Consider the following 13470-nt stretch of genomic DNA (forward strand, 5'->3'; position numbering starts at 1 on the left):
TCGGGCTTTTTGACATCCATGTAATTCTGTTTAGAACGATGTTAAGTAGCGTTGTTCACGTACTGCAACACCATTCTCATCTTGTACTTCGAACGTGAACGAGCGACCGTGGTCGAGTAAGTTTGCTGCCATAAATGTACCTTTCTCACCTGTGGTGAAGTATTGGGTACCGTTACCTTTCACTTTCACTTTTACTCCGCTTACTGGAGCACCATTTTCTAGAACAGTTACTACTGCTTGGTTTTCGAATGTTTTGATTCGGATAGACTGATCTTTGGCCGGCATTGCTGAAGCCATTGTAGATGTTAATGCCGCAATAATTAGAGTGGTGATAGCTGTTTTCATAATCTTTTTCCTCTGAATGCTTTTATTAAGAACTGCTGTTCTTGGTACGGGAGAGATTATGCTTAAATTCATAAGTGTGATAAATATCACAATCGTCATTTCACTATTGCCAAAATGTCCATAATGATAGGGCTAACGAAAAGCCCCCGAACTCTGTCGAGGGATTTTAATTTTCTAATTTATGCAGGGTGAGGTGAGGGGCATCAGTAAAGTTGCACTTAGAAATTAGTTTCTCGCATCATAAGCTTGACGAGCGATTTCGATCTCTTGTCTGTGGTCATCGGCCCAAGAAACTAACTGATACAGGGGCTTAACTAGCTCTCGCCCCATACTTGTTAAGCTATATTCTACTTTTACCGGAACTTCAGGATAGACCGTTCTATTCACGTAACCCTCGCGCTCTAAATCTCTTAGCGTTTGAGTTAGCATCCTTTGGGATATGCCCTCAATCCTTGATTTCAATGAGTTGAACCTATCTTCTCCATCTACTAGGGCAAATAGGATGAGTAGTGACCATTTGTCACCAATTTGCGACACCACGTTACGAACAGCACACTCCTCATTGTTGTAGAAAATTCTTCTTTCTGGCTTAGCTTTAAGTGACATCTTGCTGCTCCTTTTTTTTCCCAGAACTTGTCATAGGTTACCAAAATGTGCCTAGGGTAGCTTTTGGTACCTTCTTGTTGTGTAGGTTACTATTAATTACCATGGTTATCAATGTATACCTATTTGAGATAAATTCAACAGGAGTGAACTATGTTAAAGGCAATGACAACAACGATTCTTTTGCTATTAAGTACAACCGCTTATGCACAATCAACAGATAAGATAACGATCGATTTACAAAAACTGCAAAAGCCAAACTGGACAGCACAAGAGCGCGCAAATGCTGAGCTGATTACTGATTTTGTGCAAAATTTAATGAACAACCATAATTTTGATTATGTTCTTGAACATTACAACGATAGCGCTTACGTACAACACAATCGCAACCTACCTGACAAAGTGACAGGGCTGGTGGGTTTCTTACAAGAGTTTGTAGAAGAGTATCCAGACTATACGTATGACGTTAAGCACATCTATGTCGATGGCGATTATGTTATCTTCCATTCGCATGCCACACTTGACAAAGAAGATCGAGGTAACGACCAGAAAGGAATGAACATCATTGATAAATGGCGTGTTGAAGATGGCCGAATTGTAGAGCACTGGGACTCCATTCAAGCTCTGGATTTTTCAATGAGAGTGTACTCTTTGATTAGTGGTGGGGATATCCAAAACTCAAATGGTGTTTTTTAATTAAGTAGTCAGAGTAAATCAATAGGGGCATTGTTGGCCCCTTTTGTTTACGTCTATCAAATCGTCTTTTATCCAAAATCGAGTGTCATTATAAATCGAGGCTTGTCTGCATCAATGGTAGGAGAACGGTGGACTAACCCTGTCTCTTCATTACCTTCCCAGCGACCGCCTTTAAGCAACGCGACATCACCGCAATGAAGTTGCTGTACATCGGATTCGTGTTGATAAAGGCCAGAAAGAGAGTCGGGTTGGCCATTGCTGCCATGACCCAGTTTCGAACGATCTAAAGTCGGGTTAGCTAGCCACTCTGTTGCCGCACCATGATAGGTGGTCACAAGGCGACATGGCACCTGATCAACATGGAATCGCGGACACATGGCTCCGCTTAATGTGGCAAATCGCAATCCTACTTCATCCAACTCAAACAGGTAGCAGAACATATCAACAAGCTGAGCCATATCTTCGAGAAGGGCTTTTGGCGCTTCACCATCAGTCGCGTAGTCAAGAACCTCAAATGCATTTGCTGCGGAAACTGTCAAAGATTTACTAATGGTTGGATTCGCGGTTATATATTGGCTGACGGCGTTGGCAAAGCCTTGGTCGAAACGTCGTTGCCAGACGGCAATATTGACTCCGTCTTGGTAGATATCACTCAGTACAGCGGCTTGTTTGCCCAAGCTAACGCATGGAGTTTCAAATTCCGTTGTTTTTCTTAAGGTAGGCTTAGCTATAACCGCATCCATTGAAAAGTACTCCCGATATTATTGATAGCGCTGCGATTAAGATTCACAGCAAGTAGAATAATCACCCATCCTATTGAATGTTATAACATAACAATTGTTGCGGTTGAACTTAATAGCGCCCAAAAGGGGAGCGATATTAATCGCGCATGGCTTTGTCACGTCAGTTTTAAGTGCTCGTGTTGGAGATGAATTTCCATCATGAGATTTGAGTATGAATTTTTCTCATAATGTATTTGAAGTAAAACCATTGTTCTTAAAATGTGAATCAACGTTATAAAGGAACCTACTCTTATATCTAGACAGAATTAAGCCATTTAATCGCAGGGTTGTTGAAGAGCTATTAACAGCTGACTAGAAAAATCAAAAAAAATGAAGAGAGTAGGGAATAAATCAGCTTTCATCTAAGGAAATAGGATACAGAACGTTATGAGCAAAGAATTCACATTTAGCATCAAGAGCCTCAGCCTTGATGAGAACTACAGCCCGTCAGACAGCACACGTATTACGACTAACTTCGCTAACCTAGCGAGAGGCGAGAGTCGTCAACAGAACCTGCGTAATGCGCTTAATATGATTGATAATAATTTCAATGCCCTCGCGCACTGGGATAACCCTAACGGCGACCGCTACTCCGTTGAGCTTGAAATCGTTTCGGTAGATATGGATATAGAAGCTGGCGCTGAAAGCTTTCCTTCGATTGAAGTTTTAAAGACGTACATTGTCGATCATAAAACGAATGAGCGTATTGAAGGCATTGTCGGTAACAACTTTTCTTCTTATGTTCGTGATTACGACTTTAGCGTTTTGCTCCTTGATCACAACAAAGATAAGCCTCAGTTCACCATCCCAGAAGGTTTTGGTGATCTGCATGGCAAACTATTCAAGCATTTTGTTAATTCATCAACCTACAAGCAGAACTTCAAAAAACGCCCAGTTATCTGTCTAAGCGTATCGGATAACAAGACTTATCATCGCACCGAAAACCAACACCCAGTGCTAGGTTATGAATATGAGCCAAATGAGTCTTCACTGACAGAACAGTACTTCCAGAAAATGGGTCTACAAGTTCGTTACTTCATGCCGCCAAACAGTGTTGCTCCTTTTGCGTTCTACTTCTTTGGCGATCTACTCAACGATTACACCAATTTAGAATTGATCAGCACGATCAGCACAATGGAAACGTTCCAGAAGATCTATCGTCCAGAGATCTACAACGCGAATGCAGTTGCGGGTAAATCTTATCAACCAAGCTTGAAAAACAGCGATCACTCAGTAACACAAATTGTGTATGACCGCGAAGAACGTAGCCGATTGGCAATAGAGCAAGGTAAGTTTGCTCAAGAGCACTTCATCAAACCTTACCAAACTGTGTTAGAGCAATGGTCTGCTAACTACGCTTAATAATAATGAGAAGAAATAAAAGCATGAAAACACTATTACCGACTTCTACGGCAGGAAGCCTGCCAAAACCTTCTTGGTTAGCGCAGCCAGAAACGCTTTGGTCACCTTGGAAACTGCAAGGTGAAGAACTAACAGATGGCAAGCAGGATGCACTTCGTTTGTCTTTGCAAGAACAGCAACATGCGGGCGTTGATATTGTCAGCGATGGTGAACAAACTCGCCAGCACTTTGTCACGACGTTCATCGAGCACTTAAGTGGCGTTGATTTTGAAAATCGCCAAACGGTAAAGATTCGTGACCGCTACGATGCCAGCGTACCGACAGTCGTAGGGCCTGTCAGTCGTCAAAAGCCTGTGTTTGTTGAAGACGCTAAGTTTTTGCGTCAGCAAACAGATAAACCGATCAAGTGGGCGTTACCGGGTCCAATGACCATGATCGATACGCTTTATGATGATCATTACAAGAGCCGTGAAAAGCTCGCTTGGGAATTTGCTAAAATACTCAACCAAGAAGCAAAAGAGTTAGAGGCTGCTGGTGTCGATATTATCCAATTTGATGAGCCAGCATTTAACGTATTCTTTGATGATGTGAATGATTGGGGCATTGCGTGTCTAGAGCGAGCCATTGAAGGGCTAAAATGTGAAACGGCGGTTCACATCTGTTACGGCTATGGTATTAAAGCAAATACAGATTGGAAGAAGACGCTAGGTACCGAGTGGCGACAATATGAAGAAGTGTTTCCAAAGCTGCAGAAGTCTAACATTGATATCATTTCGCTAGAGTGTCATAACTCTCGCGTGCCGATTGAGCTGCTAGAGCTTATTCGCGGTAAAAAAGTGATGGTTGGGGCGATTGATGTCGCAACTGATAGCATTGAAACAGCTGAGGAAGTCGCAGAGACACTGCGTGAAGCTCTAAAGTATGTTGATGCAGATAAGCTTTATCCGTGTACCAACTGCGGCATGGCACCACTATCTCGTGATGTTGCTCGCGGTAAATTGAATGCTTTAAGCGCGGGAGCAGAGCTCGTAAGGAGAGAACTGTCAGCCTAGTTTAAAGGTGATAGCTAAATAAACATTCAAGTGTCGTTAAGATTTCAATTTATGGTTTAACGGCACTTGGGCATCACGCGAATTATCACTGACAACGACTTTATTACGCCCTTGATTCTTGGCATCGTACAGTGCTTTGTCGGCACGTTCTATTAATCCTTCCCAATGCTCGTTTGCTAATAACTCACTGACCCCAAAGCTTGCGGTACAAAATTCTCTGTTACTGGGTAACATTGTTGTTCGTTCGATAACGTTTCGTAGTTTTTCTGCGACGGTTTTCGCTTGGCTTTTGTTGGTTTCTGGGAGTAAGACTAAAAACTCCTCCCCTCCATAGCGAAATGAAAAATCGTTTTTTCGCGTTTCGATGCGAAGCAGTCTGCCTATCGTCCTTAGCACATGGTCCCCCGCTTGGTGACCATACACGTCATTGATCTGTTTGAATCGATCTATATCGATCAGTAAGACAGAAAGCGAGTGTTCAAAGCGCTGCGCTCGCGCGACTTCTTTAGGGGCAAACTCTTCAAGAGCTCTACGATTATAAAGTCGTGTGAGCTCATCTTTAAGTGATGAATTGTAGATAGTTGCTACTAATCTTCCTGTTAGCATCCAAGTAATCGCAAAGCCGATAAAAATGATCATTGCGATTATGGTGAGGAAAGCGAGTTGCTGAACCCAGTTAGCGACCATAAAGTCATCTATCTTGTCTTCAAAAGGAAGCATACCAAGGCGGAACAAGCCATATGCGGCGTAGATTAGCATCCCTAAAGACAATAAACGTTTTGAAGGGGCGATGTCTTCCTTAGCACCATGTTGGTTTGCGTATATTGTCAGAAAGCTCAGCGCGGAAGTGTACCCGGCCATAATGGCGATACGGGCGTCAGTTGAAGAGGAAAAGAAGGTACAATAAGTAAGTAGGACAATCACCACAGGAAGGGAGTAGTAGCCATAATTGGCGAGTGACGCAGAGTATCCCCTTAATAAGCAAACACCATGCAAAATAAGAATAAAACTTATGGATATAATGGAGTTAGCTAGGATCTTGGAAATCCATAATGACACAGTATTGCCAAAGCTCATCAGCATAAAACCCAAGCCAAGCAGCATCAAGGCTAATGCAATTAAGTTGATTCCACGTATACGTGGCTGAAGAGTTTGAATCAAGGCTAGCCCAACACAATACGTCAACGACAGTATGACGCAGACGACGGATAGCGTGGGAATATCTAACTCAATCAGCATAGTGACCTCAAAGTGAACACTACATTGAGTTTAGGTTATATTGATGGAATGCTAAATAAAAACCCCAGTAACCATTATCTAGTTGCTGGGGTTAGTTAATAGGATTAGATTAGGTGTTTATTTAACCGTCCACTTAATCTCTTCACCTGCGCGAATAGGCACAACAACATCACCACCAAATGGCATTGTTTCTGCTACAGGCCAAGCTTCTTTGGTCAGTGTTACTGTATCTTGGTTACGAGGTACACCGTAAAAATCCGGACCGTTGTGGCTTGCAAATGCTTCAAGATTTTCTAATTTACCCTCTAGCTCAAACACTTCTGTGTAAAGCTCTAGCGCAGCGTGCGCAGTGTAAGAACCTGCACAGCCACAAGCGGCTTCTTTCATACCTTTAGCGTGCGGCGCTGAGTCTGTACCTAGGAAAAACTTCTTACTGCCGCTCGTCGCTGCTTCAATCAGTGCTTGCTGGTGGGTGTTGCGCTTAAGAATGGGTAGACAGTAGAAGTGGGGTTTGATGCCACCAACCAACATGTGATTACGGTTATAAAGTAAGTGGTGAGCGGTAATCGTTGCAGCAACATTGTCGTTGGCGTTTTTAACAAAGCTCGCTGCATCAGCAGTAGTAATATGTTCTAGAACAATCTTTAGATTCGGGAAGTCGTTGACGATTGGCGCAAGAACGGTATCTAAAAACTCTTTTTCACGGTCAAAAATATCGACATCGTGATGAGTCACCTCACCGTGAACCAGCAGTAACATTCCTACTTCTTGCATTGCTTCAAGAACGTGGTAGATATTCTTCGCGTTGGTGACACCGGAATCTGAGTTGGTAGTCGCACCTGCTGGATAAAGCTTAGCGGCTACTACAGCGCCGGATTCTTTTGCTTTACGGATTTCATCTGGAGTTGTGTTGTCCGTGAGGTAAAGCGCCATTAGAGGTTCAAACTGCTCACTTGGCTTCTCTGCCATAATGCGTTCGCGGTAAGCCAGTGCCATTTCGGTATTGGTAACAGGTGGGATGGTATTCGGCATGATTAGCGCGCGGCCATTGTAGCGGCTAATATCTCGCACAGTATCCTTTAGAACTTCCCCATCGCGTAGATGAACATGCCAGTCGTCAGGACGTGTGATCGTTAGTGTTGTCATTATTGCTCCCACCATAATAAAAGTTGTCTGATTGGAGCCTAAACGGGGCGAAAACTGTGAAGGCAAACGCTTACGCTTAGGCGACAGGATGATAGAGCAAACCGCTATGTATTTCATCCTCTTTTTTTGATGAAAGCCTTATTTGTCGTATATCTGTGCGCAATTAGACGCTTAGCGGACGGTTAACCATAGAGCATGAATAGAGCCCGGGATAAAAAAGAAAAATGTAAGAATTAAATTAATCAGAAAATCTTTGTTCAATCCCTTGTCTATGAAAACGGCAACAGGGGGAAGGAAGATACAAAGAAGAATCATAATAAGCTTGTTCATAATTAGAATCCTTAGAGTGCATGAATTGAGTATAGGGTGTGTGACGCATTATCTTAATACGAGCCAGTATGTCTATTAGTCGAAGGTATATCTATCAACATTAAGTGGAATCTGACGTGTAGAGGCCTAGATTATCAAAACTGAGAACAACTCAATGGGATAACGTTTTGTAGAAGAAATTCAATCAAATCAAGTATAATGGCTGCACAATAATTCTAGCTTAGGATAAGCAATGTCAGCTCCAACTCTTTCTCAAATCAATGTCTATCCGGTCAAATCTGTGGGTGGATTGTCTCTCTCAACGGCTTGGGTTGAAAAGCAAGGTCTGATGTTTGACCGTCGATTTATGCTTGCACTCTCAGATGGATCTATGGTCACGGCTCGAAAGTATCCACAGATGGTCAAAGTGCGTTCAAGTTTGCTACCTGATGGAGTGATCTTTACCGCTCAAGGTCAGTCGCCGCTGAGAGTTCGCTATGCGGACTTCAAGATGCAGGAAGCGCCAGCTCAAGTGTGGAAAGATCACTTCACGGCTTATACCACAACGGATGATGCTGATGATTGGTTCAGCCAAGTGTTAGGCCAACGTGTTGAGCTACTATTTAGTGGCGAGCAATCTAACCGGGTCCGAGAGAAGTTAGGCCACAATGTCAGTTTTGCAGATGGTTATCCAGTGTTAGTGATCAGTGAAGCTTCATTGGCAGAGCTAAACCGTCGTAGTCCAGAAGCTCACTCAATGGAGCAGTTTCGTACTAATCTTGTCGTTTCTGGCTCGGAACCGTTTGGAGAAGATAGTTGGAAGCGCATTCGTATTGGAGAGGTGGAATTCGAAGCAGTAAAACCTTGTGAGCGCTGCATACTCACCACGGTAGATGTTGAAAGAGGTGAGTTGAGAACGAGCAAAGAGCCGCTGAATACTCTATCTCAGTTCCGCGCTAATGAGCTTGGTGGTGTTTTCTTTGGACAAAACTTAGTTGCAAAAAATGAAGGGATGATTCATCAAGGCGACAAAGTTGAAGTTTTGGAGTACAAAGAGAAAGAGTTCTACCCAGACAATACTCCTAAACAGTTACTAATGACGTGTGTTGAAAGAGAAGAAATTGCCCGTGACTTCGTCACTTTTTGGCTTGAACCTCAACACGGCGAACTACCTATCTATCAACCTGGTCAGCATTTACCTATCTCGATTGAGATTGATGGTGAGAATGTTGCTCGCCGATATACATTATCTTCAAGTCCTTCTCGTCCGGGGCGCTTAGCAATATCCGTTAAACGAATTGACGGCGGGCGCGTGTCAAATTGGCTTAGCGACAATCTTAATATTGGTGATACTCTGACGTGTGAACAGCCTGATGGTAGTTTCCATTTGGGTGAAAAACATGGACAGCCTATATTGTTACTTTCTGCAGGTAGCGGTGTTACACCTATGCTTTCTATGCTCCGTTACCTTTCGGATCACAATCAAGTCGATGACGTCGTCTTCTACCATCAATGCAGCAGCGTAGAAGATATTCCGTGTAAAGAAGAGTTGGATGAGTTAAGGCGTAAACACGATGGCTTAACGGTGCTGTTTTCCTTGTCTCAAGCCCCAACAGATTGGTTTGGCTTAAAAGGTCGCTTGACGCTCGCACACTTGAAGCAAATTCGCGATGTTGAACAGAGACAAGTCTTTGTCTGCGGGCCTGATGGTTTCATGCAAAAAGCAAAAAACTTATTACTTAAGAAAGGTCTAGCAGAAGACAACTACCACCAAGAAGCATTTGGGGTCAGTCAAACCTCTCAGCAGCCATTAAAAGAGCTTACCTTGAGTGTTAATGGTCATGTCTTCGTGGGTAATAACCAGAAAACGTTGCTTGAACAAGCTGAAGACGCAGGCGCACCGATCGCAAACAGTTGCCGAGCTGGGTTGTGTGGAGCATGTAAAGTGACTGTCGAGTCAGGGAAAGTGCATCAACCGGACGTACCAGCCTTGCAAGATCATGAGCGTAATATGGGTGTTGCACTGGCTTGTTGCTGCGTACCAGAAACCGATATCGAAGTCGTCAGTTAAGTTTCTATTTGAATTAAATCAGCCCCTGCATTAGGGGCTGACATTTTTACTCAATGACACTTTGATTTCTCCCTAGGTGTTTGGCTTTGTATAGGGCATCGTCAGCTCTACGGTACAAATCTAAAAACTCACTGTCGTTGGGAGAGAGCTGGGTAACACCACAGCTTAAAGAAAATGGAGATTCTAAGATATTGAGTTCTGATTCAAGAAATTGATGACGCAACCGCTCCGCAACATCAAGGGCTTCTTTTCCTGTTGTATCGTTAAGCACTATCAAGAACTCTTCACCTCCGACTCGACCACAGTGATCGCTCTTTCTTAAGTTACTGTGAATGATGTTGGCAAGTTCCACTATCACATTGTCACCAAAATCGTGTCCAAACGAATCGTTGACGCGCTTAAAGTGGTCAATATCTATGATGATGCAAGATAGTGCAGAATCTTGTTGCCTTGCCTTTTCATAAGAAGATTCAAAACATTGCCAGATTTTACGGCGGTTATAGAGTCTGGTCAGTTCATCCGTGTAGGCTTGTTCTGCAAGTTTTTCCCTTAGCTCTACGATGTCGGTGATATCAGTAGAAACACCAATAAGGCCGATGACCTGCTTTGTTTTAGAGTGAGTTATCGGTTGTTTGATGGCTCGGTAAACACGGACTCTGCCATCTGTTACGGCTAAAGCGCGCTCCTCGTTGATCACCTTTTGACCAGTGTTAAAAACCATCTCATCGGTTTTGAGAATGTCGGCTAACATATGTGGTTCAAAAAACGCGTAGTCAGTTTTACCTTTGAGCTCATTTAACGTGGTATTAAACAGTTCTAAGGTCAGTTGATTAGCGTAAAGATATTCACCTTGGCGATTCTTAACGAATACGTAAGAGCCAATCTCATTCAGAACAACTTCATGCAACGTAAATTGGTCGTGATTATATATCTCTTCTATATGCTCCAATTCGATCATCTGACCTCCATCATGGTAATGAGGTCTAGCCAATGTCAGACGCAGTTATATTGTTATTGTGTATAGAGTTTGCTTTGTTGGTAAATGTCCAATATGCAAGCTGGATACTACAAACATATACCCATTCCCCCTCAAGTACCTATACCTGATTAACATTTTCTAATGATTTTCTACTTAAGTGCTTGAATTTTAGTTGTGAAAGAACTACGCCAGATACCACAAGTAAGCCGCCCATGACATGGTAGCTGTATACCGCCTCACCTAACATGGTCGCAGCTAAAGTTATAGCGACGACTGGCATTAAATTCATAAACATTGCACTCGAATCTGCGCCAATCAAATCAATCGCCTTAACCCACATCCAAGGAGCGGCAATTGAGGCTGCGAGACCAGCGTAAGCTATCAAAGGTATCGCGTCTTGGCTTGGCAATAACTGCTCGCTGGTCAACCATAGTGGCGTGAGCATGACAAGGGCAAGCAAACCCTGCATATACACCATCGTCCAGTTAGATAGAGGCATCTTCCAGCGCTTGAGAAGGACGCAATAAGCAGCGTAGCAAATGGAAGCGACAACCATAATGCCGTCACCAGGGGTAATGTCTTGATGTAAAAAGAATGCCACGTCACCTTTGCCCAGCATAAATGCCAGTCCGGCTAACGCTATCACGCCACCAACGATACTGAGTGGGGAAATTGGCTTAGATAGAATCGGTACACTCATAAAAATCGCAATCAATGGCACCAACGAAGTAATTAGCGCCATATTCGAAGCTGTAGTTGTTAATCCAGCGTAATAGGAAAGCGACTGATTCAAAACCATACCTAGCATTGACAGAAAGGCAAGTTTTGCCAAGTAAGGGCGTATTACGTCCCAGCGTTGAATGACTTTTGGTAGGCAAAATGGTGTGAGTACGACAACCGCCAGAAACCAGCGATAAAAGCTCATTGCGCTGGGTTCAATGGTACTCGCCGCCATTTTGTTTACGATAGCGTTGCCGCCCCATATACATACGGTTAAAAAAGGAAGTAGGTAGACCATGTGAACACCATCGCATTATTTTTAGTAGAAGCTAGTCTGACAGGTCGATATAATTATATATATCTTTAAAAAGACATTGTGAGTCATAGGAAGACAAGTTTGAGAAAGTCTGCAAAACACCTTCATCCCTCGTTATCAATTGATAAGGCACCATCAGATGTATTTATGAATTTCGAGGCATTTCTCTCCAATACTGAAACTCGTATGCATAGCCACCCTTGGGGGCAGGTGCAGCTGATTAGTGGGGGGATTTTAGAAATGGAGGCAGAAGACACTCGATTTTTAGCGCCACCTCATTTAGCCATTTGGGTCCCGGCTGGGATAATGCATACCAGTTTTAACCGAAAGCCACTGTCGTACTGTTCGTTAAACATCGCTCAAGCTCATACAGAGAACTTTCCAGACTGTACCAGTCTTATTAAAGTCACACCGATAGTATCAGCCATTATTGATGACTTTCGTCAGCGCAGTATTAACGTTGCACAATCAGAGCAAGACAAGCGCTTGGTTCAAGTACTACTAGATCAACTCGCCACGCGAGACACTCAACACCATTTTCTACCATCTACAGACAATAAATACCTTGCCAAGATTCTCGCTGCGGTAGAAGAGAACCCGATTGATAACACTAGCTTGTCTGTTTGGGCAGAACGCGTGCATACCACTGAGCGGACGCTAGCAAGGCACTGCCAAGCTGAATTAGGAATGAGCTTTACCGAGTGGCGATTAAGAGTTCGCTACTTACATTCGATGGAGTTACTGCGCAAAGGCCACTCAGTGAAAGAGGTTGCGCTCACGCTAGGTTACAACCAAGCTAGCCCTTTTATTGCGATGTTTAAAAAATACTCCGGGCAGACCCCGGAGCAGTATAAGGGGCGGTTACTGTAGTTGTGCCACCACATAATCCAAGCCACCGACAATCGCAGCGACTTGAGCGTCGTTGCACTCTTCGTCAGTCACTTTCGGGCTATCTGGATAAACTTCTGTGGTTGTGCCATAGGTGCATGTCGTTACACCGCCACATAGGCCGAGTTTAACCATTGGGTAGTTAATCACGCCGTGCTGAACCACAGCTGAACCAATGATTTCCCCTTTATCGTCTGCTGGAGCGATGTGAGTCACTTTACTCACTGATTCAATCACCGCAGCTTGGAACTCTGGTTGAGGGTTCTCAGTATCGCCCACGGTGTAAAAACCATCCGGAATCATACCTTCAATGTATTCGATACCATCGCGGGCGGCTAGGGCAGGGCGAAACTCGGTTTCGTCACTATCTGTGGTTTCGTGCAAATCAATGTGAACCAGTACATCTTGACCTAAAGAGGCAACGAGCTTCATTAGGTTTGCAGATTCTTCAGCAGGTGAGTCTTGATAGAAAGAGCGGTTTGGATCAAGCGCTAATGGGTTCCAACGGTTGATCACTTCATAGCCCCATGGGCTCACACAAGGAGCAATCACAATGTTGAAATGCTCGCTGTACTTTTCCATCTCGTTGGCGGCAAACTTTAAAGCGCCATGAACTCCACTGGTTTCGTAGCCATGTACGCCACCTGTGACTAATACAATTGGTTTAGCCTCTTGCCAGTTTTTAGACTTAATACAGAAAAGCGGGTAACGCTCTTGGTCATAAGAGAGGGCGCCATATTGCTCAACATCAAACTGCGCTGAAAGTGCCTGAATCTTGGGAACCACTTCTTTTTGATATTCACGTTTAATCGTGGTTTGGTCACGCCAAGCGATTCGCTCAGCGTCACCCCATTTTTGCCCAGGGGTACCGATTGGATAAGTGTAAGAACTGCGCATTACCTTGCCTTTATCATTATGGTTGTAGAAAACGTAAAACAGCATAGTGTGCCCATTTGGGGCAG

At 43.7% G+C, this 13470-nt stretch carries 14 protein-coding genes; 5 read left to right on the forward strand and 9 right to left on the reverse strand.

What is annotated here, in order from left to right; genetic code table 11:
* Positions 1–30 precede the first annotated feature (30 nt).
* Together AC6R16_RS17135 and AC6R16_RS17140 are read right to left on the reverse strand one after the other, a co-directional pair.
* The gene (locus AC6R16_RS17135; RefSeq protein ID WP_500675181.1) at positions 31–345 is read right to left on the reverse strand and encodes a hypothetical protein; all 315 of its coding nucleotides are present in this window, start codon (positions 343–345) and stop codon (positions 31–33) included.
* 225 nt (positions 346–570) lie between these two features.
* A complete protein-coding gene (locus AC6R16_RS17140; RefSeq protein ID WP_500675182.1) occupies positions 571–951 on the reverse strand; it encodes a winged helix-turn-helix transcriptional regulator in 381 nt (126 codons plus the stop codon).
* Positions 952–1101: 150 nt separating this feature from the next.
* On the opposite strand from AC6R16_RS17140, the gene AC6R16_RS17145 reads away from it, so the two are divergent.
* Positions 1102–1644: a nuclear transport factor 2 family protein gene (locus AC6R16_RS17145; protein WP_004745473.1), complete on the forward strand. Its 543-nt coding sequence runs from the start codon at positions 1102–1104 to the stop codon at positions 1642–1644.
* Between the two features lie 68 nt (positions 1645–1712).
* Here the strand turns inward: AC6R16_RS17145 and AC6R16_RS17150 are convergent, their stop codons facing one another.
* On the reverse strand, positions 1713–2387 hold the full coding sequence (locus tag AC6R16_RS17150) for a DUF1826 domain-containing protein (RefSeq protein WP_500675183.1): 675 nt from the start codon (positions 2385–2387) through the stop codon (positions 1713–1715).
* Between the two features lie 426 nt (positions 2388–2813).
* Between AC6R16_RS17150 and AC6R16_RS17155 the strand changes: the two genes are divergently transcribed.
* The gene (locus tag AC6R16_RS17155) at positions 2814–3788 is read left to right on the forward strand and encodes a DUF1852 domain-containing protein (protein WP_500675184.1); all 975 of its coding nucleotides are present in this window, start codon (positions 2814–2816) and stop codon (positions 3786–3788) included.
* Positions 3789–3811: 23 nt separating this feature from the next.
* On the forward strand, positions 3812–4840 hold the full coding sequence (locus AC6R16_RS17160; protein ID WP_500675185.1) for a methionine synthase: 1029 nt from the start codon (positions 3812–3814) through the stop codon (positions 4838–4840).
* Positions 4841–4876: 36 nt separating this feature from the next.
* On the opposite strand, the gene AC6R16_RS17165 is transcribed toward AC6R16_RS17160, so the two are convergent.
* From AC6R16_RS17165 to AC6R16_RS17175, 3 genes are all read right to left on the reverse strand, one after another.
* Positions 4877–6079: a GGDEF domain-containing protein gene (locus tag AC6R16_RS17165; RefSeq protein WP_500675186.1), complete on the reverse strand. Its 1203-nt coding sequence runs from the start codon at positions 6077–6079 to the stop codon at positions 4877–4879.
* Between the two features lie 117 nt (positions 6080–6196).
* On the reverse strand, positions 6197–7225 hold the full coding sequence (gene pyrC, locus AC6R16_RS17170) for a dihydroorotase (RefSeq protein WP_272787446.1): 1029 nt from the start codon (positions 7223–7225) through the stop codon (positions 6197–6199).
* Positions 7226–7396: 171 nt separating this feature from the next.
* Positions 7397–7555 (reverse strand): YqaE/Pmp3 family membrane protein, encoded by a 159-nt coding sequence (locus AC6R16_RS17175; protein ID WP_500640360.1) that lies wholly within the window; start codon positions 7553–7555, stop codon positions 7397–7399.
* A gap of 232 nt (positions 7556–7787) precedes the next feature.
* Between AC6R16_RS17175 and AC6R16_RS17180 the strand changes: the two genes are divergently transcribed.
* Entirely contained in the window at positions 7788–9605 is a 1818-nt protein-coding gene (locus AC6R16_RS17180) for an MOSC N-terminal beta barrel domain-containing protein (RefSeq protein ID WP_500675187.1), read from the forward strand.
* A gap of 46 nt (positions 9606–9651) precedes the next feature.
* Here the strand turns inward: AC6R16_RS17180 and AC6R16_RS17185 are convergent, their stop codons facing one another.
* Entirely contained in the window at positions 9652–10563 is a 912-nt protein-coding gene (locus tag AC6R16_RS17185) for a sensor domain-containing diguanylate cyclase (RefSeq protein WP_500675188.1), read from the reverse strand.
* A gap of 139 nt (positions 10564–10702) precedes the next feature.
* The gene (locus AC6R16_RS17190) at positions 10703–11602 is read right to left on the reverse strand and encodes a DMT family transporter (RefSeq protein ID WP_500675189.1); all 900 of its coding nucleotides are present in this window, start codon (positions 11600–11602) and stop codon (positions 10703–10705) included.
* 99 nt (positions 11603–11701) lie between these two features.
* Here AC6R16_RS17190 and AC6R16_RS17195 point away from each other — a divergent pair, with 99 nt between their 5' ends.
* On the forward strand, positions 11702–12490 hold the full coding sequence (locus AC6R16_RS17195) for an AraC family transcriptional regulator (protein ID WP_500675190.1): 789 nt from the start codon (positions 11702–11704) through the stop codon (positions 12488–12490).
* Here the strand turns inward: AC6R16_RS17195 and AC6R16_RS17200 are convergent.
* On the reverse strand, positions 12482–13405 hold the full coding sequence (locus AC6R16_RS17200) for a M14 family metallopeptidase (RefSeq protein ID WP_500675360.1): 924 nt from the start codon (positions 13403–13405) through the stop codon (positions 12482–12484). The two genes, AC6R16_RS17195 and AC6R16_RS17200, sit on opposite strands and share 9 nt — an antisense overlap.
* Positions 13406–13470 lie beyond the last annotated feature (65 nt).

This window comes from Vibrio sp. R10-SG3-ISO10 (assembly GCF_059834185.1).

Bases quoted from the DNA above. Each gene is read 5' to 3' on its own strand.
- AC6R16_RS17135 (WP_500675181.1), bottom strand. From the start codon at position 345: ATGAAAACAGCTATCACCACTCTAATTATTGCGGCATTAACATCTACA.
- AC6R16_RS17165 (WP_500675186.1), bottom strand. From the start codon at position 6,079: ATGCTGATTGAGTTAGATATTCCCACGCTATCCGTCGTCTGCGTCATA.
- AC6R16_RS17140 (WP_500675182.1), bottom strand. From the start codon at position 951: ATGTCACTTAAAGCTAAGCCAGAAAGAAGAATTTTCTACAACAATGAG.
- AC6R16_RS17175 (WP_500640360.1), bottom strand. From the start codon at position 7,555: ATGAACAAGCTTATTATGATTCTTCTTTGTATCTTCCTTCCCCCTGTT.
- AC6R16_RS17190 (WP_500675189.1), bottom strand. From the start codon at position 11,602: ATGGTCTACCTACTTCCTTTTTTAACCGTATGTATATGGGGCGGCAAC.
- AC6R16_RS17180 (WP_500675187.1), top strand. From the start codon at position 7,788: ATGTCAGCTCCAACTCTTTCTCAAATCAATGTCTATCCGGTCAAATCT.
- AC6R16_RS17200 (WP_500675360.1), bottom strand. From the start codon at position 13,405: ATGCGCAGTTCTTACACTTATCCAATCGGTACCCCTGGGCAAAAATGG.
- pyrC (WP_272787446.1), bottom strand. From the start codon at position 7,225: ATGACAACACTAACGATCACACGTCCTGACGACTGGCATGTTCATCTA.
- AC6R16_RS17185 (WP_500675188.1), bottom strand. From the start codon at position 10,563: ATGATCGAATTGGAGCATATAGAAGAGATATATAATCACGACCAATTT.
- AC6R16_RS17155 (WP_500675184.1), top strand. From the start codon at position 2,814: ATGAGCAAAGAATTCACATTTAGCATCAAGAGCCTCAGCCTTGATGAG.
- AC6R16_RS17150 (WP_500675183.1), bottom strand. From the start codon at position 2,387: ATGGATGCGGTTATAGCTAAGCCTACCTTAAGAAAAACAACGGAATTT.
- AC6R16_RS17160 (WP_500675185.1), top strand. From the start codon at position 3,812: ATGAAAACACTATTACCGACTTCTACGGCAGGAAGCCTGCCAAAACCT.
- AC6R16_RS17145 (WP_004745473.1), top strand. From the start codon at position 1,102: ATGTTAAAGGCAATGACAACAACGATTCTTTTGCTATTAAGTACAACC.